The organism is Bradyrhizobium sp. AUGA SZCCT0160 (assembly GCF_018130105.1).
Lineage (GTDB): Bacteria > Pseudomonadota > Alphaproteobacteria > Rhizobiales > Xanthobacteraceae > Bradyrhizobium.
Genome location: NZ_JAFCMD010000015.1, coordinates 97075 through 123175, shown reverse-complemented (window position 1 = coordinate 123175; position 26101 = coordinate 97075). Strand labels below are relative to the sequence as shown.

The 26101-nt window shown below is 63.3% G+C and carries 25 protein-coding genes; 10 read left to right on the top strand and 15 right to left on the bottom strand.

Annotation, left to right across the window (positions count from 1 at the left end):
- Positions 1-4: 4 nt before the first annotated feature.
- Positions 5-703, top strand: a complete 699-nt coding sequence (locus tag JQ558_RS23350; RefSeq protein WP_212209139.1) for a flagellar hook assembly protein FlgD — start codon at positions 5-7, stop codon at positions 701-703.
- A 949-nt stretch (positions 704-1652) separates the two neighbouring features.
- Here JQ558_RS23350 and JQ558_RS23345 read toward each other — a convergent pair.
- Positions 1653-2195, bottom strand: coding sequence for an REP-associated tyrosine transposase (locus tag JQ558_RS23345; protein WP_312015015.1), 543 nt, complete (start codon positions 2193-2195; stop codon positions 1653-1655).
- A gap of 712 nt (positions 2196-2907) precedes the next feature.
- Between JQ558_RS23345 and JQ558_RS23340 the strand changes: the two genes are divergently transcribed.
- From JQ558_RS23340 to JQ558_RS23310, 7 genes are all read left to right on the top strand, one after another.
- Positions 2908-3183: a DUF1153 domain-containing protein gene (locus JQ558_RS23340; RefSeq protein WP_002714638.1), complete on the top strand. Its 276-nt coding sequence runs from the start codon at positions 2908-2910 to the stop codon at positions 3181-3183.
- A 180-nt stretch (positions 3184-3363) separates the two neighbouring features.
- Positions 3364-4980: a flagellar basal-body MS-ring/collar protein FliF gene (gene fliF, locus JQ558_RS23335; RefSeq protein ID WP_212295330.1), complete on the top strand. Its 1617-nt coding sequence runs from the start codon at positions 3364-3366 to the stop codon at positions 4978-4980.
- Positions 4981-4986: 6 nt separating this feature from the next.
- Entirely contained in the window at positions 4987-6069 is a 1083-nt protein-coding gene (fliG, locus tag JQ558_RS23330) for a flagellar motor switch protein FliG (RefSeq protein WP_212207304.1), read from the top strand.
- Positions 6069-6698: a FliH/SctL family protein gene (locus JQ558_RS23325; RefSeq protein ID WP_212207303.1), complete on the top strand. Its 630-nt coding sequence runs from the start codon at positions 6069-6071 to the stop codon at positions 6696-6698. Before fliG ends, JQ558_RS23325 begins: the two co-directional genes overlap by 1 nt.
- 10 nt (positions 6699-6708) lie before the next feature.
- Positions 6709-7059 carry a flagellar motor switch protein FliN gene (gene fliN / locus JQ558_RS23320; RefSeq protein WP_212207302.1) on the top strand — a complete coding sequence of 117 codons (351 nt, stop codon included), beginning with the start codon at positions 6709-6711 and terminating at the stop codon, positions 7057-7059.
- A gap of 49 nt (positions 7060-7108) precedes the next feature.
- Positions 7109-8488: a sigma-54-dependent Fis family transcriptional regulator gene (locus JQ558_RS23315; protein ID WP_212295329.1), complete on the top strand. Its 1380-nt coding sequence runs from the start codon at positions 7109-7111 to the stop codon at positions 8486-8488.
- 515 nt (positions 8489-9003) lie between these two features.
- Positions 9004-9369, top strand: a complete 366-nt coding sequence (locus tag JQ558_RS23310) for a hypothetical protein (protein ID WP_212273869.1) — start codon at positions 9004-9006, stop codon at positions 9367-9369.
- Positions 9370-9379: 10 nt separating this feature from the next.
- On the opposite strand, the gene JQ558_RS23305 is transcribed toward JQ558_RS23310, so the two are convergent.
- Genes JQ558_RS23305 through JQ558_RS23280 form a run of 6 tightly spaced genes read right to left on the bottom strand, consistent with a single transcriptional unit; the run spans position 9380 to position 14788 of the window.
- The gene (locus tag JQ558_RS23305) at positions 9380-9997 is read right to left on the bottom strand and encodes a flavin reductase family protein (RefSeq protein WP_212273870.1); all 618 of its coding nucleotides are present in this window, start codon (positions 9995-9997) and stop codon (positions 9380-9382) included.
- A gap of 7 nt (positions 9998-10004) precedes the next feature.
- Positions 10005-10850 carry an ATP-binding cassette domain-containing protein gene (locus tag JQ558_RS23300; protein WP_212207299.1) on the bottom strand — a complete coding sequence of 282 codons (846 nt, stop codon included), beginning with the start codon at positions 10848-10850 and terminating at the stop codon, positions 10005-10007.
- Positions 10851-10873: 23 nt separating this feature from the next.
- The gene (locus JQ558_RS23295) at positions 10874-11680 is read right to left on the bottom strand and encodes an ABC transporter permease subunit (protein WP_212273871.1); all 807 of its coding nucleotides are present in this window, start codon (positions 11678-11680) and stop codon (positions 10874-10876) included.
- Entirely contained in the window at positions 11677-12849 is a 1173-nt protein-coding gene (gene ssuD / locus JQ558_RS23290; protein WP_212295328.1) for an FMNH2-dependent alkanesulfonate monooxygenase, read from the bottom strand. The genes JQ558_RS23295 and ssuD overlap by 4 nt, the downstream gene beginning before the upstream one ends.
- Positions 12846-13799, bottom strand: coding sequence for a sulfonate ABC transporter substrate-binding protein (locus JQ558_RS23285; protein ID WP_212273872.1), 954 nt, complete (start codon positions 13797-13799; stop codon positions 12846-12848). Before JQ558_RS23285 ends, ssuD begins: the two co-directional genes overlap by 4 nt.
- Positions 13800-13840: 41 nt before the next feature.
- Entirely contained in the window at positions 13841-14788 is a 948-nt protein-coding gene (locus JQ558_RS23280) for a sulfonate ABC transporter substrate-binding protein (protein ID WP_212273873.1), read from the bottom strand.
- Positions 14789-15222: 434 nt separating this feature from the next.
- Here JQ558_RS23280 and JQ558_RS23275 point away from each other — a divergent pair, with 434 nt between their 5' ends.
- Positions 15223-16191, top strand: coding sequence for an aliphatic sulfonate ABC transporter substrate-binding protein (locus JQ558_RS23275; RefSeq protein WP_212295327.1), 969 nt, complete (start codon positions 15223-15225; stop codon positions 16189-16191).
- Between the two features lie 185 nt (positions 16192-16376).
- On the opposite strand, the gene JQ558_RS23270 is transcribed toward JQ558_RS23275, so the two are convergent.
- From JQ558_RS23270 to JQ558_RS23240, 7 genes are all read right to left on the bottom strand, one after another.
- On the bottom strand, positions 16377-16883 hold the full coding sequence (locus tag JQ558_RS23270) for an Lrp/AsnC family transcriptional regulator (RefSeq protein ID WP_212273875.1): 507 nt from the start codon (positions 16881-16883) through the stop codon (positions 16377-16379).
- 131 nt (positions 16884-17014) lie between these two features.
- Positions 17015-17956, bottom strand: a complete 942-nt coding sequence (locus tag JQ558_RS23265; RefSeq protein WP_212295326.1) for an ABC transporter substrate-binding protein — start codon at positions 17954-17956, stop codon at positions 17015-17017.
- Entirely contained in the window at positions 17953-19053 is a 1101-nt protein-coding gene (locus JQ558_RS23260; protein WP_212207291.1) for an LLM class flavin-dependent oxidoreductase, read from the bottom strand. The genes JQ558_RS23265 and JQ558_RS23260 overlap by 4 nt, the downstream gene beginning before the upstream one ends.
- A gap of 37 nt (positions 19054-19090) precedes the next feature.
- Positions 19091-20275, bottom strand: a complete 1185-nt coding sequence (locus JQ558_RS23255; RefSeq protein ID WP_212295325.1) for an acyl-CoA dehydrogenase family protein — start codon at positions 20273-20275, stop codon at positions 19091-19093.
- Positions 20269-21066: an ABC transporter ATP-binding protein gene (locus tag JQ558_RS23250; protein WP_212295324.1), complete on the bottom strand. Its 798-nt coding sequence runs from the start codon at positions 21064-21066 to the stop codon at positions 20269-20271. The genes JQ558_RS23255 and JQ558_RS23250 overlap by 7 nt, the downstream gene beginning before the upstream one ends.
- Positions 21060-22100 carry an ABC transporter permease gene (locus JQ558_RS23245; RefSeq protein WP_212295323.1) on the bottom strand — a complete coding sequence of 347 codons (1041 nt, stop codon included), beginning with the start codon at positions 22098-22100 and terminating at the stop codon, positions 21060-21062. The genes JQ558_RS23250 and JQ558_RS23245 overlap by 7 nt, the downstream gene beginning before the upstream one ends.
- Entirely contained in the window at positions 22078-23178 is a 1101-nt protein-coding gene (locus tag JQ558_RS23240; RefSeq protein WP_212295322.1) for an ABC transporter substrate-binding protein, read from the bottom strand. The genes JQ558_RS23245 and JQ558_RS23240 overlap by 23 nt, the downstream gene beginning before the upstream one ends.
- A gap of 484 nt (positions 23179-23662) precedes the next feature.
- Between JQ558_RS23240 and JQ558_RS23235 the strand changes: the two genes are divergently transcribed.
- Positions 23663-24646, top strand: a complete 984-nt coding sequence (locus JQ558_RS23235) for an ABC transporter substrate-binding protein (protein WP_212295321.1) — start codon at positions 23663-23665, stop codon at positions 24644-24646.
- Between the two features lie 72 nt (positions 24647-24718).
- Here JQ558_RS23235 and JQ558_RS23230 read toward each other — a convergent pair whose 3' ends face one another.
- Positions 24719-25927: an LLM class flavin-dependent oxidoreductase gene (locus JQ558_RS23230; protein ID WP_212295320.1), complete on the bottom strand. Its 1209-nt coding sequence runs from the start codon at positions 25925-25927 to the stop codon at positions 24719-24721.
- Between the last annotated feature and the right edge of the window lie 174 nt (positions 25928-26101).

Below are 26101 nucleotides of genomic sequence, written 5' to 3'. Positions count from 1 at the left end.
CGTTATGGGCATAGAAGCAACCATGCCGACACCGATCGTGTCGGCGGCCGGAACCGGCAGTTCGACCTCCACGAGCTCGACGTCCTCGACGGCGACGACGGGGATCGCGGACAATTTCCAGACCTTTCTGACGCTGCTGACGACGCAGCTGCAGAACCAGAACCCGATGGATCCGCTCGACACCAACCAGTTCACTCAGCAACTGGTGCAGTTCGCCGGCGTCGAGCAGCAGCTGCGGTCCAACGAGCAGTTGAAGTCGCTGATCGAAATCGAAAAGAGCGCCCAGGCGACGCAGGCGCTGGTCTATGTCGGCAACACGGTTGCGGTCGACGGCAGCAAGGCGCAGTTCGACAAGTCGGCGACCTGGAATTTCCAGTCGGAGAAAGACACCACGGCATCGATCACGATCACCAGTTCGACGGGACTGACGGCCTATTCCGGCAGCTATGCGCTGAAGCAGGGCGGCTCCAGTTTCGTCTGGGACGGCAAGGGCAATGACGGCGCGCAGTGGCCGGCCGGCACCTACACCCTCACCGCAACAGGCAAGGACAGTGCAGGCAACAACGTCTCGATCTCCACCGAAGTCCAGGGCGTCGTCGATTCAGTCGATCTCAGCGCCTCCCCGCCGCTGCTGTCGATCGGCGGGCAGAGCTACACCACCGACAAGATCAAGCGCGTGGTGCGCCCGTCGACCGCGAGCTAGCGCTGCGGGCTGACGGGTCGCGCTCTCGTCCTCGCCGTCCCGGCCTTCCGCGTGAACGTCCGCAACCCTCTCCGCGTCATTGCGAGCGAAGCGAAGCAATCCATCTCACGACTTGCTGAGGTATGGATCGCTTCGCTCGCAATGACGCGGTCAGACTTTGGATTCAAATTTCAAACAGCCCTTGCCGTCATCGCCCGGCTTGACCGGGCGATCCAGTACGCCGCGGCTTCTCGATTCTTCGCTGACGTCTCTGGAATACTGGGTCACCCGCCTTCGCGGGTGACGACAACTGAATATGCCTTCGCATTCTCGCGACGCATTGCGCCCGAGCTTTGCCAGAAATTCCTTGCCCTCGAAAATAGAGGGCGCAGGGAAGACCGGGTGCGCGCTGCACCCGCGGTCCCGTGTGCGGATTGCACAAAACAACATGCACACGAGCATACAGGGCAGCGGTGAACACCCGGCCTTCCCTGCGCAATGGCTTTACGGCTTATGCCGCGCTCTCCCCGGAGACGAGTTCTTGGTTGACTCCGTCACCACCGGTTCAGCTTGCGCTTAGCCGACGGCTTGACGCCAGCAACGGGCGCCAGGACCACACGGTTTTGCCGTACGCTTATCCACGCCGTCGTCGAGGCGTAAACCAGCGTCCACCGCAACCCGCCCAACGTCCGTGACGACGGCCGACGCCCTCTGAGTGGGACGGGATGGGCAAACATATGCACCTGATTTTCCTTCCGGTAAACAGAAATATTTTTTATTTGAGGGCTTGACACGATTTCCGTAAATCGGAAGTGATTTGCCCGTCGGGTTGATTTGTCGCACGCGCGCAGCGAGATTTCGCTTGCGCACGAGGCGACGCAGCAACGGTAGGGCGGATTGGAGCCAACGGGTCCGCGCAAAGCGGACCCGTTGGGCGTAATCCGCCGATCAGAACCAGCAACCCGCCCAATCACCGTCGCTCGCCGAAATCACCGTCCACCTCGCCGTCACCAGCCCAATCTTCCGGAAACAACCCCGCGCGCACGTCGCGATGAAACGAGGAATACGGCCAATCGCACACGCGCGTGACGAGGCCTTGCCTGAGCGGATTGATGTAGCAATATTCGACATGGCGCGCATAGTCGGACTCGTCGCGGATCAAATGCTCCCAGAACCGCCGCTGCCAGATGCCGCGTTCGTGGCGTGCGACGCGCCCAGCACTGAGCCGCTCCTGTTTCGGCAGCGCTCGCGCGAACCGCGTCTTGATCAGACGCCAGCGCGTGGAGAAATCATGATCGCCCGGCGGCAGTTGCCAGACCGCATGCAGATGATCGGGCAGCACGACGAAGGCATCGATGGTGAAGGAATGGTCGCGGCGGGTTATGGCGACGGCCTCGCGCAGCATCGCGATATGATCGGCGAGCAGGGTTTTCCGCCGCTCCAGCAGGTTGACGGTGAAGAACCAGCAGCCGCCCGGAACGACGATAATTCGGCATGAGAAGCAGGATAGCACATGCTATAGTTGTGGCACGCCCAAGATGGCGGATTACGCCTTCCACTTTCGCTCGTGGAGCTACCGCCGATGTAGTCGGCTCCAATCCGCCCTACCGGCCCTTTTCTGCGTTCGAGCCGCAGCGCATTATGAACAGTCTGGGCCATAGCCGAGTGTTCGACGCTATTGTCATACTCGTTTTCCTCGTACCAACCGGCTCATTCGCATGGCTCTTCGGCGCCGTTGCAGGTATCGCATTTTTCTTGTTGGGACGTGCGCTGCAACCCGCATCAGTTTGACGTTTTTCAAGCGAAGCATGCCCTCGGACTTGTTCCGGCGGTGGAATTCAGTTCGCGTCAAGAAAGCGTAATCCGCCGCACCGGTTACATCGCCAACGGGGTCAGTGCTATCCCGCGCCCCATATCGAATGATGGTCGCGCTTGCGCAATTGGCGAGCGGAGACTTTGGCGAACAGCGACCACTTGGAGCGGTTGGCTGAGATGACTACGGACTGGCGCTGAATGGCGGATTAGCCTTGCACCTTCGCTCGTGGAGCTACCGCCGATGTGGTCGGCTCCGGCTGCAATCCCTCGTCCGCCCAGACGCCTCCCCAGCCCCAGTTCCAGCCATTTCCAACGAGATTCGTATTGAAGCCTTGGGCTTAGGCAAATTTTAAGTCGCACGGCGTAGGTTGTCAGGGTGAGTTCAGTGGTTGAGAGTTTGTGAGTACGCCATGACAGAACCCCATCGCCCGAGGGTAAAATACGTCATCGGGCCTGACGGAAGTCCATTAACAATTGCGGACCTGCCCGCGCCCGGCACCAAACGGTGGGTGATCCGCCGCAAGGCCGAAGTCGTTGCCGCGGTTCGCGGCGGCCTGCTCTCCCTCGAGGAGGCTTGCAGCCGCTACACGCTGACGGTGGACGAGTTCCTGTCCTGGCAGTTCTCCATCGACCAGCATGGCCTGGCAGGCTTGCGGACCACCCGCATCCAGCAATACCGGCAATAAACGCTCCCAAACCGGAAGATTTGATGAAAACCGGCTTCGTTTTGCGAAGCTGGTTTTTTTCATGCCCAAACTTCTTCACCGACTTTAACGGTCGTTAACCATATGGAAACCATCCCCTAGGCAATAATTGCCCAGTCGGTCCCCGGGTACGAATCTGGGCCGAACCCCTGGGGGCGGTTGGTGCAAAGTCTCGTTGCTTTCCTGAAAGGCCTTGGCGCGTCGCGGCTGATGGCGATGGTCGCCGTGACCGCCGCCCTGATCGGCTTCTTCGCGTTCGTCATCATGCGCGTCACGACGCCGCAGATGACCACCCTCTTCACCGACCTCTCGGCGGAAGACTCCTCCAGCATCATCAAGGACCTGGAACGCCAGGCGATCCCCTTCGAAATGCGCAACGAAGGCGCCGTGATCATGGTGCCGAAGGACAAGGTGACGCGGCTGCGGATGAAGCTGGCCGAAGGCGGCCTGCCCAAGGGCGGCGGCGTCGGCTACGAGATTTTCGACAAATCCGACGCGCTCGGCACCACCAGCTTCGTCCAGAACATCAATCATCTGCGCGCGCTGGAGGGTGAACTCTCCCGCACCATCCGCGCCATCGACCGCATTCAGGCCGCGAGGGTCCACCTGGTGCTGCCGGAACGGCCGCTGTTCTCCCGCGAAATCCCCGAGCCGTCGGCGTCCATCGTGGTCCGGGTGCGCGGCAGCCTCGAGCCCCAGCAGATCCGCGCCATCCGCCACGTGGTGGCGTCCGCCGTCAACGGCCTGAAGCCGCAGCGGGTGTCGATCGTCGACGAGGGCGGCCGGCTGCTCGCCGACGGCGCCAGCAGCAATCCCGAGGGCGCGAGCGGCGACGAGCGCCGCACCGCCTTCGAGAAACGGATGCGCAACGAGGTCGAGGCGATCGTCTCCTCGGTGGTCGGCCAGGGCCGCGCCCGCGTCCAGCTCACCGCCGATTTCGACTACAACAAGGTCACCCAGACCTCGGACAAGTTCGACCCCGAAGGCCGCGTGCTGCGCTCCAGCCAGTCCCGCGAGGAATCCTCGGCGACCGCCGGAGACAGCGGCCAGGTCACGGTCAACAACGAACTGCCCGGCAACCAGGCCAATGCCGGCGTCGCGGCGCGCGACCAGAGCAAGAAGAGCGAAGAAACCAACAATTACGAGATTTCCCGCGTCACCAAGACCGAAGTCACCGAGGCCGGCCGGGTCAACAAGATCTCGGTCGCGGTGCTGGTCGACGGCGCCTACACCAAGAACGAAAAAGGCGAGATGGTCTATCAGGACCGCAGCAAGGAAATGCTCGACCGCATCGCTACCCTGGTTCGCTCGGCGATCGGCTTCGACCAGAAGCGCGGCGACCAGGTCGAGGTCGTCAACCTGCGCTTTGCCGAAGCCCCAACCGTGCCCCCGGTCGCCGAGCCGACCGGCCTGCTCGGCATGTTCCAGTTCACCAAGGATGACGTCATGTACGTCATCGAGCTCGGCGTCATGATGCTGCTCGGCCTCGTGGTGCTGTTCATGGTGATCCGCCCGCTGGTCAAGCGCATCCTGGCCGCCGAAGTCGTTCCCGCGCTGGCCGGCGGCGCCGCTGTGCCGGCGCTGGCCGACGGCACCGCCGAAAGCGCGCCGGGCCAGGTCCTGCTTCCCGCCGGCGGCGCCGCCGCGCTGATCGACGTCGCCCAGGTTCAGGGCCAGGTCCACGCCCAGGCCGTGCACCGGGTCGGAGAACTCGCCGAACGAAATCCGAACGAGACCGCCTCCATTGTTCGTCAATGGCTCACCGAACCTGTCGAGTAAGCTGACATGGCCGTACCGCAAACCACCAACGCCAACGACATCACCACCGTCATCTCGGCGCTGGCGAGCCGTCAGGCGACAAGGCCGAAGGGCAAGCCGCTGACCGGCCCGAAGCGGGCCGCCATCCTGATGCTGGCGCTCGGCGAACAATATGGCGGCAAGGTCTGGGCGCTGCTCGACGACGACGAGGTGCGCGAATTGTCGATCCACATGTCGACGCTCGGCACCGTCGAGGCCGACGTGGTCGAAGACCTGCTGCTCGAATTCGTCTCGCGGATGTCGGCCTCCGGCGCCCTGATGGGCACCTTCGACGCCACCGAACGGCTGCTGCAGCAATACCTGCCGAGCGAGCGCGTCAGCGGCATCATGGACGAAATCCGCGGCCCCGCCGGCCGCAACATGTGGGAGAAACTCTCCAACGTGCAGGAAGAGGTGCTCGCCAACTATCTAAAGAACGAATACCCGCAGACCATCGCGGTGGTGCTGTCGAAACTGAAGCCGGAGCATGCCGCCCGCGTGCTGGCGATCCTGCCCGAGGATCTCGCGCTCGACGTGGTCGGACGCATGCTGAAGATGGAAGCGGTGCAGAAGGAAGTCATCGAGCGCGTCGAACAGACGCTGCGGACCGAATTCATGTCGAACCTGTCGCAGACCCGCCGCCGCGACGCCCACGAGGTGATGGCCGAAATCTTCAACAATTTCGACCGCCAGACCGAAACCCGCTTCATCACCTCGCTGGAAGAGGAAAACCGCGAATCCGCCGAGCGCATCAAGGCGCTGATGTTCACCTTCGACGACCTGATCAAGCTCGACTCCGCCTCGGCGCAGACGCTGATGCGCAACATCGACAAGGACAAGCTCGGCATTGCGCTGAAGAGCGCCAATGAAGAGGTCCGCAGCTTCTTCCTCGGCAACATGTCGTCCCGCGCCGGCAAGATGCTGCTGGACGACATGGCCGCGATGGGACCGGTGCGGCTGCGCGACGTCGACGAGGCGCAGGCGCTGCTCGTCAACCTCGCCAAGGACATGGCCGCCAAGGGTGAAATCACCTTGACCAAGAACCGCGCCGACGACGAGCTGGTGTACTGATGGCCGCGCCCGCAAAATTCCTGTTCGACATGGACTTCGGCGCGCCGGACAAGACGCGCGAGCGCCCTGCCACGCCGGCCGAGATCGCGCAGAAGATCGCCGCGGCCGAAGCCCGCGCCTATCGCGACGGCTACGAGGCCGCGCAGCGCGAGGCCAGAGCCGAAAGCGACCGCCGCGCCGCGCTGGCGCTGGAGGAGATCGGCATTGCGATCAAGGGCATCGCCTCGCGCTTTGGCGGCATCGAAGCGCGGATGGAGACCGAGGCGGTCGACGTCGCGGTCGCGGTGGCCCGCAAGCTGTGCTCCGAACTGATCGCCGCCGAGCCGCTCGGCGAGATCACGGCACTGGTGAGCGACTGCTTCTCGCACCTGGTCGCGACGCCGCACCTCGTGGTCCGCATCAACGACTCATTATACGAGGCTGCCCGCGAAAAGATCGAGCGGCAGGCCACGCAGAGCGGCTTCGAGGGCCGGCTGGTGATCCTGGCCGAGCCTGACATTGCAACCGGCGACTGCCGGATCGAATGGGCCGACGGCGGCGTGGTGCTGGAGCGCGCCGCCATCGAAGCCAAGATCAACGAACTTGTCGGGCGCTACATGGCGTCCCGCGATCAGGCTGGAAGGCCGTGAGGACTGAACCATGAGCGACACCGACACCCAGGTCCCGCTGCAAGACCTCAACGCGTCAGACGCGGAGGCCGCGGACGATCTGGCCTACAATGAAGACGAACAGGCCTCGCGCATCGCGGCTGACCTCGAGGCCGTGTTCGACGTGCCGGTGCAGGTCTCAGCGGTGCTGGGGCGCTCCAAGATGGACGTCGGCGAGCTTTTGAAGCTTGGCCCCGGCACCGTGCTCGAACTCGACCGCCGGGTCGGCGAAGCGATCGACATCTACGTCAACAACCGGCTGGTGGCGCGCGGCGAAGTCGTGCTGGTGGAAGACAAGCTCGGCGTCACCATGACGGAAATCATCAAGGCGGAACGCACCTAAAACAACAGCACGCGCATAAGCGGCGCGAACAGACGAACAGGAGACTATGATGCGGCTTCTCATCGTTGGCACATTGAAGGGCCAGCTCACCACGGCCACCAAGATCGCGATGGACAACGGCGCTTCGGTGACCCACGCCGAGACGGTCGAACAGGCGATGGCGGTGCTGCGCGGCGGCAAGGGGGCCGACCTGATGCTGGTCGACGTCGCGCTCGATATCCGCGATCTGGTGATGCGGCTCGAGGCCGAACACATCCATGTGCCGATCGTGGCCTGCGGCATCTCCAACGACGCCCGCGCCGCGGTCGCCGCGATCCACGCCGGCGCCAAGGAATACATCCCGCTGCCGCCCGATCCGGAACTGATCGCCGCCGTGCTCGCCGCCGTCGCCAACGATTCCCGCGACCTGATCTATCGCGACGAGGCCATGGGCAAAGTCGTCAAGCTGGCACAGCAGATCGCGGGCTCCGACGCCTCGGTCATGATCACCGGTGAATCCGGCACCGGCAAGGAAGTGCTGGCGCGCTACGTCCACACCCGCTCGGCCCGCGCCAAGCGGCCGTTCATCTCGATCAACTGCGCGGCGATCCCCGAGCACCTGCTTGAATCCGAACTGTTCGGCCATGAAAAGGGCGCCTTCACCGGCGCGGTGGCGCGGCGGATCGGCAAGTTCGAGGAAGCCACCGGCGGCACGCTGCTGCTCGACGAAATCTCCGAGATGGACGTACGACTGCAATCGAAATTGCTGCGCGCGATCCAGGAGCGCGTGATCGACCGCGTCGGCGGCACCAAGCCGGTCCCGGTCGATATCCGCATCATCGCGACCTCGAACCGCAACCTGGCCGACGCCGTCCGCGAAGGCACCTTCCGCGAGGACCTGCTGTTCCGCCTCAACGTCGTCAATCTGAAGATCCCGGCGCTGCGCGACCGGCCGGCTGATATCATCGAACTGGCGCACCATTTTGCGAAGAAATATTCCGAAGCCAACGGCGTGCCGCTACGCCCGATCTCCAGCGACGCGCGGCGGGTGCTGACCGCCAACCGCTGGCAGGGCAACGTCCGCGAGCTGGAAAACACCATGCACCGCTCGGTGCTGATGGCACAAGGCGACGAGATCGGCGCCGATGCGATCCTGACCCCGGACGGCGACCGGCTCGACCTTGCCAAGACCGCGCCGGCGGTGGCCCACGCCACCTTCGCCGCCGAGCAGGTCACGCGTGCGCTGGTCGGCCGCACGGTTGCCGACGTCGAGCGCGACCTGATCCTCGAGACGCTCAAGCATTGCCTCGGCAACCGCACCCACGCGGCGAACATCCTCGGCATCTCGATCCGCACGCTGCGCAACAAGCTGAACGAATATGCCGACGGCGGAATACCGATCACGCCGGCCGGCGCCGGCGACTATCAGCGCTTTGCGGCGGCGGGCTAGCCGAAACGCTCTCACCGTCATTGCGAGCAAAGCGAAGCAATCCATCGTGCCGCAACGGAAGTATGGATTGCTTCGTCGCTTCCGCTCCCTTGCGCACACGCTTTGCGTTTGTCGCCGGCAATGACGTCAGAATTACCGGGTCCCGCGCCGAATAACTCGGTGCGTCCGGGTTGCGGAAGATGCGGATGGGGGCGCCGGGCTGCAGATCGCGGCCGCTGAAGACCGCATAGGCGTAAAGCGCGAGATAGCCGATCGCCAGAGCGCCGACGCCGTAGAAAGCCCAGACCGCGATACGCTTCATCGGGTCACCACACCGCATTGGGCCAGGCACGCGACGTCGCGCCGGCAAAACCACAGCGGCAAAACAGTTTTGGGAAGCCTGCGTTCCAACGTGCGCTCTCATTCCCGGGGCGGAAGCGGGCCTTTTAGTCCGTGCGCCCGCTGAACGCCACGGCAACAAACGCCCTACCCGCGCCCGTCACCGGATTTTCACATATTCCGGAGCCTGATTCCATTTGCCGAGTGGGACGCAGTCGACCAACTCCGATTCATTCGTACCCCTTCCGGGCCTCAGAATCACGATTCCCGAAGGGGTCGGCACGTCAGCCCTGGTCATCCTGAATTTGCCCTTTCCTTATGCACAAGGGAACAACAACGCCGGCGCAACCGTCGGCATCACCGTGAATGGTGCGCTTTCGTCGGTCCTGGCGGGGTTCACCTACAATGAACAGATATCGGGGAGCGCCCGGGTGCCGACCACATTGGTAGTCAGCGTGCCGCTAGCGGCTGCGGCGCAGACCATTGTCGGGGTTTGGTCCGGCGTGCGCGGCAGCACCGTCATCATCGACACACCGGCAACGCTCAGCGCGATCCTGGACTAGATTTCCCGCATCAGTAGCGAGCGGCTCGCGGTGGGGGCAGGCTGACTTCGGCCAGCCGCACTGCGTCCTCGTCCTGATCGATCGCCACATACTGGCCCTGCCAATAGGCCAGCGCCGCAGTTCGGCTCGATAGCTGCAGGTCCAGCACGCGGCCGATCACAATCGCATGGGAATGCCGCTCGACGATTTCCTCCACCTCACACTCGATCGCGGCGAGCGCGCCCACCAGCAGCGGCACGCCCGAAGCGCGCGTCGTCCACTGGGCGCCGGCAAACCGTTCGGCGCCCTTGAGCCCGTCCTTGCCGGCAAACCGCTCGGCGACGTCGATTTGGTCCGACGTCAGGATATTGACGCCGAAGAAGCCGTACCGCTGCACCAGCGGCCATGAGGACGCGTTCCGGTTGACGCTGACGATCAGTGCCGGCGGATCGACCGACAGTGACGACACCGAGGTCACCGTCATCCCCGAAATGTCCCTGCCTCGCCCGGCCGTGACGACGCTCACCCCGCCCGTCAACTGGCGCATGGCGCCACGAAAATCGCCTGGCGAAACCGCGCGGGAAACTTCTTGAGAAATCTCTTGGGAAACCTGACGGTCGATCGCGATATGCCGGACAACGGAGTTCATGATGGCCTCACAGGTCGGAAGTGTCCTCGGTGCCTTGCAGCAGGTTCTTCAGGATCGAGCCTTCCAGCGCAGCGAGCTCCGCCGAACCCCGACGCCTTGGGCGCGGGATATTGACGTCGATGTCATGCGCGATACGGCCGTCCTCGATCACCAGAACGCGGTCGGCCAGTGCCACCGCTTCGGCGACGTCATGCGTCACCAGGATCGCGGTGAATCCCTGATCCTGCCAGACCCGCTCCAGCAGCCGCTGCATCGAGATTCGCGTCAACGCATCAAGCGCGCCGAGCGGTTCGTCGAAGGCCAGCACGCGCGGGCGGCTGACCAGGGCCCGCGCCAGCGCCACGCGCTGTTTTTGTCCGCCGGAAAGCACCGCCGGCCATTGCGCCCGTTTGTCGTCAAGGCCGACTTCGACCAGCGCGCTGTCGGCGCGCGCTTGCGCGTCGGGCGAGGTTCTTTCGCGGCCGAGGCCGACCTCGACGTTCGACAGCACCCGGGCCCAGGGCAGCAACCGCGGCTCCTGAAACATCACGCGGACGTCTTCCGCGCGGGTTTCCTCGCCAAAGCTGATGGTACCCGCGGTAATCGTTTCAAGCCCCGCGATCAGCCGCAGCAGCGTACTCTTGCCGCACCCGCTGCGGCCCACGATGGCGACGGACTGCCCTGCCGGAATGTGCAGATCGATGCCGCGAAGCACCTCGTTGTCGCCGAACGATTTGCGCAATCCCCGGATTGTCAGCGAAAGCCCACGCAACAGGGCGTCGGCATCCCGCCGCAACAGCCGCGCCTGCTTGACAAAATCGGGCTGGTCCACGGCTTCGGCATCCGCGGGGCGAAAACGAAGAGCTTCCTGCATTTCAATCCTCAAAAGTTTCTGCCTCAATGTTTCTGGAAGGCCGGATGCCAGGACAGCGTCAGCCGCTCCAGCGCGCGTGAAGCGCTGTCGGCGAGTTTGCCAAGCAGCGCGTAGATCAGGATGGAGAGCACCACGACGTCGATCAGCATGAACTCGCGCGCCTGCATCGCCATGTAGCCGAGGCCCGACGACGCCGCGATGGTTTCCGCCACGATCAGGGTCAGCCACATGATGCCGAGCGCAAAGCGCAGGCCGACGAAGATCGATGGCAACGCACCCGGAAAGATCACCCGGCGGAACAATTCGCCGTCGGTCATGCCGTAGATGCGGCCCATCTCGATCAGCTGCGGATCGACGGTGCGGATGCCGTGCAGCGTGTTGAGGTAGATCGGAAAGAACACGCCGAGCGCGACCAGGAACAGCTTTGCGGACTCATCGATCCCGAACCACAGGATGACGAGCGGGATCAGCGCCAGATGCGGAATGTTGCGCACCATCTGCAACGTCGTGTCGGTCAATTTGCTCGAGAGCTGCGACAGGCCATTGGCGAGCCCGAACGCAAAGCCGATGCTGCCGCCGATCAGGAAGCCGACGCTGGCGCGCCAGAAACTGACCCAGATGTTGCGCACCAGTTCACCCGACAGCAGCAGCTTCCATCCCGCCAGCGCCACATCGCTCGGCGCCGGCAGCACCCGCGCCGAGACGAAGCCGGTGACGCAAGCCACCTGCCAGATCAGGATGATCGCAAGCGGCACGATCCATGGAATAAGGCCGTCGGCTCGCGGCAAATGCAGGCGTCGGACACGCGGAAGACTTTCGATCAGACTCATGATTGCGATGCCTTGACGAGGGGACGATGTTCGTTGGCGATGGTCTCGCCGAACGGGCCGGTATTGACGCGGATCGGCGTCACATTGTTGGGCTGCTTCAGCGACAGCAGCGGAAACACCAGTTCGGCGAAGCGATAGGCTTCCTCCAGATGCGGATAGCCCGACATGATGAAGGTATCGATGCCGACATCCTGGTATTCGCGGATCCGCGCCGCCACCGTCGCGGGATAGCCGACCAATGCCGTCCCTGCCCCGCCGCGCACCAGACCGACGCCGGCCCAGAGGTTCGGGCTGATCTCGAGCTTGTCACGCCTGCCGCCATGCAACTGCGCCATGCGCTGCTGGCCGACCGAATCCATCCGGGAAAATATCTTCTGCGCCGAGGCCACCGTCTCGTCGGTGACATGCTGGATCAACTCATCTGCCGCCTTCCAGGCCTCCGCGTTGGTCTCGCGGACGATCACGTGCAGGCGGATGCCGAACGAGAGTTTTCGCCCGCGCGCGTCCGCCACCGCTTTCACGCGGTTGATCTTCTCGGCCACCTGCGCCGGCGGTTCGCCCCAGGTCAGATATTTGTCGACGGTGTCGACGGCGACATCGATGCCGGCATCCGACGATCCGCCGAAATAGAGCGGCGGCCGCGGCGCCTGCACGGGTGGAAACAGCAGGCGGCCATCCTCGATGCGGATGTGCTTGCCTTCCACATTGACGGTCTTACCCGCGAGCAGGTCGCTATAGACGTTGAGGAACTCGCGCGTCACCGCATAGCGCGCGTCGTGATCGAGGAATATCCCGTCGCCCTTGTTCTCGACGGGATCGCCGCCGGTGACGACGTTGACCAGGAGGCGCCCGTTCGACAGCCGGTCCAGCGTCGCGGTCATGCGCGCGGCGACGCTCGGCGATTGCAGGCCGGGCCGTACCGCCACCAGATAACGCAGCCGCTCGGTCCAGGGCGCGACGGCCGACGCCACCACCCAGGAATCCTCGCAGCTTCGCCCGGTCGGCAGCAGCACGCCGTAATAGCCGAGCTGGTCCGCAGCCTGCGCGATCTGGCGCAAATAATTGAAGTTCACTTCACGGCCGCCGGTGGTGGTGCCGAGATAGCGGCCATCGCCATGGGTCGGCAGGAACCAGAGGATGTTGGCATTCGCCGATGTTTGGTTGCTCATGAGCCCGGCCTCCGCGCCGCGTCGGAAATCTTGATTTGCTTGGGAATAAGACCGAGCGCGAAGAATGCGTCGGCGACCTGTTGTTGATCGGCGATCACGCTGTCGGTGATCGGCTTGATGCCGTAGGACTGCCGCTTCAATGCCACTTCAACGACGGGCACCGGAAGCCCGATCGCCGGCGCCAGCTGTTCGGCAACGGCGCGGATGTCGCCCTTGGCCCAGTCATCGACCTCGCTGAGTTGCGCCAGCACGAGATCGACGATGTCAGGGTCGGCGCCAATGAACTTCTTCGAGGCGAAGTAGAATTGATAGTTCGAGACGATGCCGGTGCCGTCGGCGAGCGTCCGCGCGCCGGTGGCGGCTTCGGCGGCGGCCTGGAACGGATCCCAGATCACCCAGGCATCGACCGCGCCACGTTCGAACGCAGCCCGCGCATCGGCCGGCGCCAGAAACACCGGCTCGATCTCCGAGTATTTGACACCAGCTTTCTCCAGCGCCTTCACCAGCAGATAGTGGACGTTGGAGCCTTTGTTCAGCGCCACCTTCCTGCCTTTGAGATCCGCGACCGAAGCGATCTTGCTGTCCTTCGGCACCAGGATGGCTTCGCCCTTCGGCGCCGGGGGCTCATAGGCGACATACTGGATCGGGGCGCCCGCGGCCTGCGCGAAGATCGGCGGCGCTTCACCGGTGTTGCCGAAATCGATGGCGCCGACATTGAGCGCCTCGAGCAGCGGTGGCCCGGAGGGAAACTCGGTCCACACCACCTGATAACCCGCGGCCTTCAGCTTGCTCTCCAGCGTGCCCTTGCTCTTGAGCAGCACCAGCTTGCCGTATTTCTGGAAGCCAATGCGGACGACCTTGTCCTGCCCGTAGCTGAGGCCAACCGTCGAGCCGACGATGGCGAGAGACAGCATGGCACTCGCGATCATGCGCTTGATGAAACGCTTCATGATGAATTCCCCTGCGTTGATTGGAATGGCTTTTCTCGAAGTCAGGTCTGGGTATTGCGCCAGACGATGTCGCGAACCACGATCGGCTTCGGGATCAGCCCGAGCTTGAAGAAGCGATCGGCGACGGCCTGCTGGGTCTCAATAATCGCCTCCGTCACCGGTCCGATCGCAAACGAGGCCCGGTTGGCCGCGACGGCCTGAACTTCCAGCGGAATGCCGGTCACGGCGGCGAGCGCGCTTGCCACGGCGTCGCGATTTGCTTCCGCCCACCGGGCGGCTTCCGCCAGGCCCGCGATGATGTCGCGGGTGTGCTGAACGTTGGTGTTCGCGAAATCGCGGTTGGCGAGATAGAACGAATTGGTCTTGGCGACCTCAAAGGCGTTGATCAGGATCCGGCCGTTCTGCTTTTTCTCGCCGATCGCGAAGTACGGATCCCAGATCGCCCACGCCTCGATGCTGCCATTGGCGAATGCCGGCCCCGCATCAGGCGGCGACAAATAGACCGGCGTGATATCGGCGTAGGTGAGACCGGCCTTTTCCAGCGTCGCGATCAGAACGTTATGCGCGCTGGTGCCCTTGGCAAATCCGATCCGCTTGCCCTTCAGATCGGCAATCGTGCGAATGCTGGAGCTGGCGGGAACCAGGATGCCCTGCCCGTTGGTAATGGGCGATCCTGCCACATAGACGATGTTCGCGTTCGCAGCCTGGGCAAAGATCGGCGGCGTATCGCCAACCGCGCCGAGATCGACACTGCCGGTGCTCATCGCCTCCAGCAACGGCGGGCCCGACGTGAACTCGATCCATTTGATGACAATTTGTTTCGCGGCGAAGTGCTTTTCCAGAATAGCCTGCTGCCGTGCGATCACGAGCACCCCGGTCTTCTGATAGCCGATGCGGATTTCCTTGACCGGTGCTTGCGCGCGCGCACCTGGCGACAGCGCGACAACGGCACCGGCAACCGACAATCCGAGAAACTCGCGACGCTTCATCACATTCTCCTGAACGATCATGTTCGCGGCGATGCGCGATCATGCGATGCAAGAGATGATGGTGGCGCTTTGAAACGCTGTCGAGTGCTCCGCGAAAATAGCAATGACGGCACTGCTGGTCCGGCTCGCGACGACGCGTTTATTGCCGGAACACGATTTACAACGACGCATTTTTCTTGACGCTTGTCCGAAGCCAATTCGTTAATCTTGCATTAGGCAGTGACGAAACCTGTTCCACCCAGAGTCATAAGCGACCGCCGCTGGGATCGACGAGCGCCTATCAAATATGCGCTTGGAATTTCTCTCTGCGAATGCCGACCGGCGTAGCATCGTCATGCGGATCGCGTGACAACAAGAAAGAACGGTTCTATTGACCGCCGTTGCGCGGCCTCTAGCTTGTTTTGATCCCTTTAATGTCAGGCAGATCAAACTCCATGGGCAACCGCACCGCATCCATCATCAGAGCCATCGCAGCCATCGCGGTCGTTTCAGCCACATCCGTGGCCGCGCAGACGCCGCCATCCGATACGATTCGTATCGGCTATCAAAAATCCTCGACGCTGACGGCCATCCTGAAAACCAATGGCGAGTTGGAAAAGGCGCTCGCGCCGCTCGGCGTCCGCGTCTCCTGGCATGAATTCACCAGCGGCCTGCCGCTCTTGGAGGCGATCAACACCGGCAACATCGACTTCGGCGCTGACGTCGCCGATACCGTGCCGCTGTTCGCGCAAGCCGCAGGCGCCAGGCTTGCCTATATCGCGGAAGAAGCCGCTTCACCCTCGGCGCAGGCCATTCTGGTCGGCGCGGAATCGCCCATCAAGACGCTGGCCGACCTGAAGGGCAGGAAGGTTGCGGTGACAAAAGGCGCCGGCAGTCATTTCCTGCTGCTCGCCGCGCTCGCCAAATCGGGCCTGAGCTTCAAGGATATCTCGCCGGCCTACCTGACGCCGGCCGACGGCCGCGCCGCGTTCATCGGCGGCAATGTCGATGCGTGGGTGGCCTGGGATCCGTTCCTGACCAGCGCCCAGCGCCAGTCCAACGCGCGGGTGCTGACCGATGGCAGCAGAGGCCTTGCCAGCTACAAGCGCTACTATCTGTCGTCGGCTGCGTTTGCCGATCGGCGCGGCGACGTGCTGAATGCCATCTTCGGCAAGCTCGACGAGACCGGCAAATGGGTCAAGGCGAATCAGGACGACGCGGCCAAATTGCTATCGGGCCTCTGGGGCATCGACGCGGCGACGGTGAAGGAAGCCAACAGCCACCGTTCCTACAAGGTCGGAATTGTCACGGCGCCCGGCCTGTCCGAACAGCAGCGCATTGCGGATGCGTTCTTTGCGGAGGGATTGCTGCCGGTAAAGGTCAACGCGGGCGATGCGAAGATCTGGACGCCGAAGCGCGATTGAGCGAGGCGGCAGACTCGCTGCACCTCTCCCGCTTGCGGGGTCGAGACGAGCGAAGCTCGCTCTTAGGTCGGCGCGAAGCGCCGGGTGGGGGCTCTCTCCACACGGGGAGTGTCAATTGTGGAGACACCCCCACCCCAGCCCTCCCCCGCAAGCGCGGGAGAGGGAGCGCAGTTCCTTCGCGGCCGCTATGCCGCCTCGAACGCCGGAACCGGCAACGCAGTAACCGACTTGATCTTTTCCATCGCGAACCGCGACGTCACATTCTTCAGCGCGACCGCGCCGATCAGCTTCTTGTAGAAAAGATCATAGCTCCGCATGTCGGCGACGACCACGCGCAGCACATAGTCCACGTCACCAGCCATGCGATAGAACTCGATGACTTCAGGCATGGCGCTGACGGCGGCCGCGAATTTCTTCAGCCACGCATCGGAATGATCGTCGCTCTCCACCGACACGAATACCGACAGCCCGAGGCCGATCTTGTTCTGGTCGACCAATGCAACCTTGCCGGTGATGATGCCCTCGTTCTCCATGCGCTGGACGCGCTTCCAGCACGGCGTAGACGAAAGCCCGACGCGCTCCCCGATCTCGGCTACCGACAGCGATGCATCCTCCTGAAGCACCCGCAGGATCTTGCGGTCGATCGCGTCGATGCGGCGGGGAGGTTCCGAGGCGGTGACAACGTCGCTCATGTGTAAAACTTTCTTCCAAATGCATTGCTCTCAACAATGCTATTCAGAAAATAATTCCACACAAGCCGGTCGCCGTTTCGAAATTTGGCGTCGCCAGAGAAAGACTTGCTGCGCGGACCGCCTTCCAAGGTTTAAAGACCCGCGCCCTTGCCTATGGCTCCGGAAAACGAACGGTCGACGATGTCGGCGGCGTTGAGCTTCTGCTTGATCAGGCCGGAGCGGAAATAGAGATCGATGGTTTGCTGTTCGTCGGCCACAACGCCGTCATCGATTGGTGCAACACGAACCTTCGCCCGGCTCAGCCAGTTCAGCGGCACCGCGGGCGGAATGTTCATCAGTCTGCCCCACGTCTCGGCATAGGCACCGACATTGGTCTGCGACCACGCCCGCGCGGCCGTCAGCCGCCTGACAAAATCTTCCAGTTCCGGCCGCTTGTCGCGGATCGCGTTCGGTGTGGCGACCTGGAATCCCAAGCCGGGCGTAAGCCCCTCCGCCGTGATCACGCGCCGCGACTGGAACAGGACTTCTTCCTGGCTGACATAGGGCTCCCATGTCGACCAGGCATCGACGGAGCCTTGCGTGTACGCAACCTTGGCGTCCGACGGCGCGAGAAACACGATCTGGACGTCGCTGGTCGACCAACCCTTCGATTCAAGCGCGGCAAGAATCAATTGATGTCCGATCGAGCCACGGCCGGTGGCGATCTTCTTGCCTTTCAAGCTTTCGAAGTCAGGGATCGGCGAGTTTTTCGGGACGAGTACCGCGAGCCCTTCGCGCGTCTGCCGGATCGCGGCGATGGCTTTCACCGGAACGTTGGCCGCCGCAGCGAAGGTGAACGGCGCGTCGCCGACCAGGCCGGTTTCAATCGCGCCCGCGCTCAACGCTTCCAACAGCGGCGCCGCTGCCGCGAATTCCTTCCACTCGATCTTGTATGGAACATCCTTCAGCACGTCGGCCGCCTCCATTACGGCCTGCGAATTCCCCTTTTGATCGCCAACCCGCAACGTGGTCTGGGCATCCGCTGAGGCAATCGCACCCAGCAGGAGGCCCGCAATGAGAATATTGCGCATCATTCTGCGGCCACTCCCCGGGCAACACTGCGTCCGGCGATCAGCTGACGCGTCAGCGGGATCAGTTCGCGGCCGTAGTCGATGGCATCGGTCAGGGGATCGAAGCCGCGAATCAGGAAGTGGCTGATGCCGAGATCGTAGTAATCGCCGAACACTTCGGCGACCTGTTCGGGTGTGCCGACCAGCGCCGTGGTGTTGCTGTTGGCGCCGGTGAGCTTTGCGATTTCGGTCCACAGCCGCTTGTCGATTCTTGTCCCCTGCTCGGCCAGCGCCAGCAGCCGTTTCGCGCCGGCGGTGGCATGGCCGTCCGCCGGCTTGCGATATCCGGTCTTGTCCTGCAGCGCGGTGGCGCGGGCCAGGATTTCATCGGCCTTGACCCAGGCCTTCTCCTCGGTATCGGCGAGGATCGGGCGAACCGAGAGGCTGAAGCGCGGCGTCGGCCGGCCATGTTTCGCGGCAGCCGCGCGAACCCGCGACGTCACATCGCGCACCTGCGCATAGGATTCGCCCCACAACGCGAACGTATCGGCATGCTTGCCCGCGACCTCGATTGCCGCGTCCGAACCGCCGCCGACGAAGATCGGAATGCCTTCGCTGCGGTAAGGTTTCAGCTGCGAGAAACCGTTCTGCACCTGATAATATTTGCCCTCATAGTTGAACGGTTTTTCGCTGCTCCATTCGGCGCGAACTACGTCCAGAAATTCGCTGGTCCGGGCGTAGCGTTCGTCCTTGTCGTCAATGACATTGCCGTCCTGCCGCAGTTCGGTGGCGTTGCCGCCGGTGATGACGTGCAATGCGACGCGTCCACCGGACAGTTGATCGACGGTCGCAAGCTGCCGGGCAAGCAGCGTCGGCGCGGTGAAACCGGGCCGCTGCGCGATCAGGACGTTGAGCTTGTCGGTGACGCCGAGCACGTGCTGGCCGATCTGCAGACCATCCGGCGTGGTCGAGTGAAATGCCAGCAGGGCGCGATCAAAGCCTGCGTTCTCATGCGCCTTCGCAACGGTCTCGATGTAGTACCGGTCGAGAATCCCGCCGTTCCGCACGACGGTTTCGGAAGAGTAATTGCTGCCGATGTATCCGATGAATTCCACTGACATGGACTTGCTCCAGAGTTTGGGACTGGTTCGTTGATACTCAGACGCCGAGCACGAGGCGTCCGGCGTTGACTCGCGTGGCGTCGTCCTGCGGCGTGTGAACCCGTCCGCACAGGACATCGCGATAATGCCGCTCCAGCGGATTGGCACGGGTGAGACCATGATTGCTGGTCAGCGACAGCGCGTCTTCGAGAATGGCGACCGCATTGTTGGTGACCGTTAGCTTGACGATGCTGGATTCGGACGCGCTGAGCTGCACGCCATCGTCGAAATCGCCGGCGAAGCTGTCGATCAGGCGGGCATTGACGGCAAGACGCGTCTCGATGCCGCCGACGATCTCCTGCACTCTCGGCAGCGTTGCCAGGGATGCGTCGAGGTTGGACGGCTTCCGATTCCTCAGGAACTCGACCAGCCAGTCGCGAGCGGCACGGGCGACGCCGTCATAAATCGCGGCGACGAAGATCGCATGCACCACGGACTGGGTGAAATCCGGCACCCGCCAATCCTCGGGCGCGCGGACGTCGATCTCATGATCCAGCGGAAACACGACGTCTTCGAACACGATATCATGGCTGCCGCTGGCACGCAGGCCAAGATGGTCCCACGTTTCGATAATCCGCGTGCCCGGCAATCCCGCGGGCACCAGGAACAGGCCGACGCGCGTTTCCGACTCGTCGGTCTTCGCCCACACCGCATACCATTTCAGGATCGGCGCGCCGGTGGAATAGATCTTGCGGCCGCTGAGCCGCCACCCCGTCTCGGTCCTTCGCGCGGTTGTCGCCGGCAGCCCGCCACGCGCGGGCGAGCCCAGATCCGGCTCGACCCGCAGCGCATTGATCAGCGCCACGCCGTCGACCGCCTCGCGCGCCAGCTTGCGCGACAGACGCCCCGGCCAGCGCGTGCTGCGCGCCATCACCAGGTGCTGGATGTAATGCATCGACAGCACCAGCGCCGTCGATGGATCGGCCTTGCCGAAAATGCCGAGGATGCGCGCCGTGTCGAGCGCACCCGCGCCGTGGCCGCCCAGCGCGGTCGGTACGGTCAGCGCCAACAATCCCGCCTCGGCAAGCTCCTTGAAATTCTCGTGCGGAAAGCTGGCCTCCCGATCGTGCTGCGCGGCCCGGGCCGCAAACTCGGAAGCGAGCGCCCTCGCGCAATCATACGGCACCGGCGCGGCCTCCACCGGCGGCTCTTTACGTATCGAACTGTTGATAGCACTCACCATGTCGCGTCCAATCCGAGCAGGCCAAGGATGCTACGGCGAAGCTCCGCCAGCCTGGGATCGCCGCGGTGCCGCGGATACGGCCGATCGACCGCGATGTCGGCCTTGATGCGCGCCGGACGATCGCTGAACACGATGACGCGGTTGGCGAGGAACAAAGCTTCCTCGACGTCATGGGTCACCAGCAGCGTGGTGAATCCCTTGCGCTGCCACAGCGCCACGATTTCGGCCTGCATCGTAATGCGCGTCAGCGAATCCAGCTTGCCGAGCGGCTCATCGAGGATGAGGATCTTGGGATCGTTCACCAGCGCCCGCGCCAGCGCGACACGCTGCGCCATACCACCAGACAATTGATGCGGATAGGCGTTGCGAAACTGCGACAGCCCGACGAGGTCAAGCGCGGCGTCGACGCGCTGCCGCTGGCTCTTCAGGATGCCCTGCGCCTCGAGCCCGAGCGCGACGTTGTTCCAGACGGTTCGCCACGGAAACAGCGTCGGATCCTGAAACACCACCACGCGGGACGGAAACGGTCCGGTGACGGGATCGCCGTCCTCGCGCAGCACGCCCGACCGCGGCGCCTCCAGCCCCGCGACCAGCCGCAGCAAGGTCGACTTGCCGCAGCCGGACGGACCGAGCAGCGCGATAAACTCGCCGGGCTTGACGCTGAAATTGACGTCGTCGAGCACCGGCAAGACGCTGCCGTCGATATCGAAGGCGTGGCTGATGCGTTCGACATCGAGCGAGGCGCCGACGGCCGGATAGGTGACCGCTTCGGCCAAAGCATGGGCTACCATTTGACGACTCCCTTTTGCCAGATCAGCAGGCGGTCGCGCGTCCGGAACAGCAACGTGATCGCGCCCGAGCACAGCAGCGACATCACGATCAACGCGGCATACATGTTCGCGTACGCCGCCCAGCCCTGCGCCCATTGCAGATACCAGCCGAGCCCGGCCTTGACGCCGATCATTTCGGCGACGACCAGCACCGCAAACGAGGAGCCGAGGCCCATGAACAGGCCGACGAACACATGCGGCAGCGCGGCGGGAATAGCGACCTTCAGCACCAGGAACGACGGTTTCGCGCCGAGCGTCCGCGCCACGTCGTAATAGGCATTGCTGACGCTTGCTACGCCGGACCAGGTCAGCACCGTGACCGGAAACCCGGTCGCCAGCGCGATCAGGAACGTGCTCGCGCTCCAGCTCGACGGGAAGGTGAAGAACGCGATCGGCAACCACGCCGTCGCCGGCAGCGGGCCGATGAAGCGCAGCACCGGATGCACCCAGTAACCCACGCTGCGCGACCAGCCGATCGACACGCCGGTCAGGAAGCCGACGGTGGCGCCGATGACATATCCGCCGAGTTGAAGTTTTACAGAAGCAAGGATGCTGTCCAGCAATTTGGGCAGATCATCGGTGTAGACCTCGATGATGGATTGCGGCGGCGGGAAGAACGGCAGCGGCAGCCACCCGAACTTTGCGGTCGCGACTTCCCACAGCGTCAGGAACAACGCCGAGACCAGCAGCCACGGCGCACGCCGTTGCAGGCCGGCATTGAACCGCCCGAGCCGGCTGCCCGCCACCGTCGCCAGGAAAATGGCGCCTGACATGACGAAGGCAGCGGCGGCGAGCTGATGGGTGCGCGTCCAGTCGCCAATATCCGGCCACCACAGGCACGATATGCCAAACCCGACCCACGCCAGGCTTGCGAACACGCCAGTCCCGCCTGGCGGAAACGAGAACGCCAGCGACAATGGCCGCCCTGAAAGTGCTGCGCCTTCCTCCGCCGATTGCGCCAGTGCGACCGTCTTAGACGCCGAATACGTCGACATAGATCCGCTCCGCAAATTTCGCCGTATCGGTGCTGGCCTTGAAGACCGAAACGCTCTTCAGGTCGTCCGCATAAGCCTTCAGTTCCCGCTTCAACACTTCGCCGACCGGATGGTGATGATGGGTGTGGTAGCGGACCATGGCCTGCAGATCCTGCAGGCTCGCCGTCTTGGGGGCGTAAGGCTGGAACGAAGCCGCGGCGACATCGGGATTTTGCGCGGTGAACATCGCGGCATCGAGCAGCGCTTGCGTGATGGCGCGCGCGACCTGCGGCTCTTCGCGAACCAGGCTGCCGCGCAATCCGAGGATGCAGCAGGTCTTGTCCTTGTATTCACCGTCGAGGTTGGAAGCGACCTCCTTGTAGGCGGTGTCCTTCAGCCAGATATGGGCAATCGGATCGGAGGCGAGGAACGCCTGAACTTCGCCCTTCTCGACGGCGAGCTGCAGCAGATTGCCGGGATAGGCGCGCCAGTCGACATCCTTGTTGGGATCGATGCCCTGTTTGGCAAGCTGGATCGAAAAGAAATTCTTGTCCGGCCCGCCGAGATCGCCGACCGCAACGATCTTGCCCTTGAGGTCGGTCAGCTTGTCGACGCCCGAATTGACGCGCGACAGCACCCGCATGCAGCCGCCATGGGTGCCAGCCGCGATCTTGACGTCAAACCCCTGCTCCAGCGGCTTCAGCCACCGCAACGCCATGCCGAGCCCCGCGTCGCTCTTGCCGGTCGCGATCGCTTCCAGCAGTTGATCGGTCGAGCCGCTGTAGTTGATCAGTTCGACGTCGAGATTGTGCTTCCTGAAGATGCCCTGGTCGATCGCCACTGGCACCGGCACGAGGCAGACCGCACCGGCATTCCATGACAATTTCAGCTTTCGCGGCGCTCCGGTGAGAGCCGGCGCGTTGGAGGCGGTTCTGCAGATCGGGAACTCCGAGAAATCGATCCCGGGCGTCACCGCACGAAACGGAAAGGCCTGCGCGCCGAACACGCCGAGCGGCGCGGCGAGCGCCGCGGCGGCCCCGCCGCGCAGCAACGTTCGGCGATCCAGCCGCGTTGCGCTATTGTTTTCATCTCGTGACATCCTGCACTCCTGCTCTCAAACGGCATGACGCCGCCGTCGGCGCAGCACGTCGGTGCTGCGGCCCGTTATGTTCCACACTGGCGATCGGTTATTCGGTTCAATCCCCGCGAGACTCTCATCTCGCACCGTTGATTTGACGTTCAAATGATGCGCGGCAGCAACGCCATCGTCAATGAAATGGAATTTTGAATGTGAGAGCGAACGGAGAGATTATCTCCACACCGATATCGTCGTGCGATGAAACGGTTTTCGCGCGCTCGCAAAATATGCAGCGACCTCGCATCGATTCAATTCTGCTGATCGTGAACAATCAAGCCGCGCAGCAGACACCTTTCATTCGCGGGTGAGTAACGAGACGATCATTACCGGTGCATCAAAATATTCAGTCAGCCATTTCATTGACTGCGCGCCTTTCGCTCGTACGCTTGGCGCATCGCTGATTGCCTCATGCAATGCGGCGGATCATACCGGAAAGAACAAAGGCATGAACAAACTCGAATCAACGGCGCGCTCGCGCATCCGCAAATTCGGCGCCACGCTGTTTGGCGCGGCGCTGGGGCTGGCGATAACGGCTTCGGCCATGGCTGCCGACACCGTGACACTGCGCGTCGGCGACCAGAAGGGCGGCAACCGATCGCTGCTCGAAATCGCCGGATTGGCGAAGGATCTTCCCTACAAGATCGAGTGGTCGGAATTTCCTGCCGCCGCGCCCATTCTCGAAGCCTTAAACGCCGGCGCGCTCGATGTCGGCTACACCGGCGACCTGTCTTTCCTCACCGTCTATGCCACCGGCGCGCCGATCAAGGCGATCGGCGGCACGCGCTCCAACGCCAGCACGCAGGCAATTCTCGTTCGGCAGGATTCGCCGATCAAGACGGCCGCGGATCTGAAAGGCAAGCGGCTCGCGGGAACGCGCGGCGGCTGGGGCCAGTTCCTGATCGACGCGACGCTGGAAAAGGCCGGATACAAGGTCGACGACGCGACCTTTGCGCCACTCGGACCGGTCGATGCCAAGATCGCGCTGGTCGCCGGCTCGATCGACGGCTGGGCGGTGTGGGAGCCCTACGTGTCCTACGCGACGCTGAAGGATAAGGCGCGCATCGTCGCCAATGGTGAAGGCCTGACGCCGACCATCACCTTCATCGTGGCATCCGATTCCGCCATCGCCACCAAGCGGGCGGCCGTGCAGGATCTCGTGCAGCGGCTCAACAAGGCGCGGCTATGGTCGCTTGATCACCTGCCCGAATATGCAAAGAATACTTCCGAGCTGACCAGGCTGCCGGAAGACGTGCTGCTCAGTGCTTACACCGCACAGAAAACCAGCCCGATCGTGATCGATGCCGGTATTGTCAAGGAAGTGCAGGAAGCCTCCGACCGCGCCACCCGCTACGGCATCCTTTCCAGGACGCTCGATGTCGGCAAAGCCGTCGATCGCAGCTTTACGGCGGCGGCCGCCGGATCGAACTGACGCCAACGCATCGACTCGAACGAACGGGCCGGCATCGAATGCCGGCCCGTTGCACTTCGCCCGTCGAACTCGCTATCCCGCCGCGGCAACTTTCTGCGGCGCAACGCTGACCGCCAGTTTGCCGTAGCGGTCCTTGAACGCCTCGGTATCGATCTCCTCGAGCTGGATCGCGCCGCTCATCACGCCGGCCTTCCAGACCTCGTGCTCGGGATCGTGCTGGAATTCCGGCATCACTTCCCTGGCGAACAGCTCAAGCGAATCACAGATGTGCTCGTGGCTGTTCTTGCCGGCCTGGTTGAGCAGGATCACCTGGTCGATGTGTGAGGAACGGAAGCGCCGCAACTTCTTGCGGATGGTTTCCGGCGAGCCGATCAGGCCGCCACGAAGCGCCGCCTCCTGCGCCTCCGGATTTTCGCGCTTCCACTTGTTGTATTCGTCCCACATGTTGACGGTGCCGGGGTCGGGGCGCTGCCGGTTCTGCGACGCGCCGTAATAGCGCAGCGCGAACTGGAAGAAGGTGGCGCCATCGGCACGCGCCCGCGCCTCCTCGTCGGTCTTGGCGCACATGAAGAACGACACCAGCGCCATGTTCGGGTTGATCTCGTAATCGGCGAGTTTCTTCAGCCGCTTGGTGATCGCGTTGTAATAGGCGTGCACCCAGGCGTGGGCCGCTTCCGCGCTGACGAACTGAAAGCCCAGCGCGCCAAAGCCGTTCTCGCCGGCGCGTTCGATGGTCTGCAATTGCGAGCACGCCATCCACAGCGGCGGATGCGGCTTCTGCACCGGCTTCGGCACCACGTTGCGCAAGGGAATGTCGAAATATTTGCCGTGATGCTCGGTGCCGACCTTGGTGAACATCGGAAAGATCGCCGCGACAGCCTCCTCGAACACCTCGCGCTTGGTTTCCATGTCGCGGCCGAACGGCGTCAGCTCGGTGATCGAGGCGCTCTCGCCCATGCCGAATTCGCAGCGCCCGTTGCTGAGCAGATCGAGCACCGCGACACGTTCGGCGACACGGGCAGGATGGTTGGTGGTGAGCTGGAAAATGCCGTGGCCGAGCCGGATTTTCTTGGTGCGCTGGGAGGCGGCGGCCAGAAACGATTCCGGCGACGGCGAATGCGAATATTCTTCCAGGAAGTGATGCTCCACCACCCAAGCGTGGTCATAGCCGAGCCGGTCGGCGGTTTCGAGCTGCGTCAGGGCATTCTGATAGAGCCGAAGCTCATCGCCCTCTTCCCACGGGCGCGGCAGTTGCAGCTCATAAAAGATGCCGAACTTCATGACGTCGCTCCCGATTGTTGTTTTGCGGCAGTGTATTCGCGGCGGGGACCAAGTCCAGCCTCGGGCATGAAACTCCAATTCCGCGCCGCGGAAGCCGGCTTGCATGGAACGCGCAAATGATTAGCTTGAGTTTCCGTTGAGTCGTGGCCGATCACGGCCCGCTCGCCCCTCCGC

Excerpts from the sequence above, each read along its gene's own strand:
- JQ558_RS23240 (WP_212295322.1), bottom strand. The coding sequence starts at position 23,178 with ATGTCACGAGATGAAAACAATAGCGCAACGCGGCTGGATCGCCGAACG.
- JQ558_RS23285 (WP_212273872.1), bottom strand. The coding sequence starts at position 13,799 with ATGAAGCGTTTCATCAAGCGCATGATCGCGAGTGCCATGCTGTCTCTC.
- JQ558_RS23340 (WP_002714638.1), top strand. The coding sequence starts at position 2,908 with ATGACAGAACCCCATCGCCCGAGGGTAAAATACGTCATCGGGCCTGAC.
- JQ558_RS23300 (WP_212207299.1), bottom strand. The coding sequence starts at position 10,850 with ATGCAGGAAGCTCTTCGTTTTCGCCCCGCGGATGCCGAAGCCGTGGAC.
- JQ558_RS23280 (WP_212273873.1), bottom strand. The coding sequence starts at position 14,788 with ATGAAGCGTCGCGAGTTTCTCGGATTGTCGGTTGCCGGTGCCGTTGTC.
- JQ558_RS23235 (WP_212295321.1), top strand. The coding sequence starts at position 23,663 with ATGAACAAACTCGAATCAACGGCGCGCTCGCGCATCCGCAAATTCGGC.
- JQ558_RS23245 (WP_212295323.1), bottom strand. The coding sequence starts at position 22,100 with ATGTCGACGTATTCGGCGTCTAAGACGGTCGCACTGGCGCAATCGGCG.
- JQ558_RS23255 (WP_212295325.1), bottom strand. The coding sequence starts at position 20,275 with ATGGTGAGTGCTATCAACAGTTCGATACGTAAAGAGCCGCCGGTGGAG.
- fliG (WP_212207304.1), top strand. The coding sequence starts at position 4,987 with ATGGCCGTACCGCAAACCACCAACGCCAACGACATCACCACCGTCATC.
- JQ558_RS23305 (WP_212273870.1), bottom strand. The coding sequence starts at position 9,997 with ATGAACTCCGTTGTCCGGCATATCGCGATCGACCGTCAGGTTTCCCAA.
- JQ558_RS23270 (WP_212273875.1), bottom strand. The coding sequence starts at position 16,883 with ATGAGCGACGTTGTCACCGCCTCGGAACCTCCCCGCCGCATCGACGCG.
- ssuD (WP_212295328.1), bottom strand. The coding sequence starts at position 12,849 with ATGAGCAACCAAACATCGGCGAATGCCAACATCCTCTGGTTCCTGCCG.
- JQ558_RS23260 (WP_212207291.1), bottom strand. The coding sequence starts at position 19,053 with ATGTCAGTGGAATTCATCGGATACATCGGCAGCAATTACTCTTCCGAA.
- JQ558_RS23275 (WP_212295327.1), top strand. The coding sequence starts at position 15,223 with ATGGGCAACCGCACCGCATCCATCATCAGAGCCATCGCAGCCATCGCG.
- JQ558_RS23350 (WP_212209139.1), top strand. The coding sequence starts at position 5 with ATGGGCATAGAAGCAACCATGCCGACACCGATCGTGTCGGCGGCCGGA.
- JQ558_RS23230 (WP_212295320.1), bottom strand. The coding sequence starts at position 25,927 with ATGAAGTTCGGCATCTTTTATGAGCTGCAACTGCCGCGCCCGTGGGAA.
- JQ558_RS23315 (WP_212295329.1), top strand. The coding sequence starts at position 7,109 with ATGCGGCTTCTCATCGTTGGCACATTGAAGGGCCAGCTCACCACGGCC.
- JQ558_RS23295 (WP_212273871.1), bottom strand. The coding sequence starts at position 11,680 with ATGAGTCTGATCGAAAGTCTTCCGCGTGTCCGACGCCTGCATTTGCCG.
- JQ558_RS23325 (WP_212207303.1), top strand. The coding sequence starts at position 6,069 with ATGGCCGCGCCCGCAAAATTCCTGTTCGACATGGACTTCGGCGCGCCG.
- JQ558_RS23265 (WP_212295326.1), bottom strand. The coding sequence starts at position 17,956 with ATGATGCGCAATATTCTCATTGCGGGCCTCCTGCTGGGTGCGATTGCC.
- JQ558_RS23250 (WP_212295324.1), bottom strand. The coding sequence starts at position 21,066 with ATGGTAGCCCATGCTTTGGCCGAAGCGGTCACCTATCCGGCCGTCGGC.
- fliN (WP_212207302.1), top strand. The coding sequence starts at position 6,709 with ATGAGCGACACCGACACCCAGGTCCCGCTGCAAGACCTCAACGCGTCA.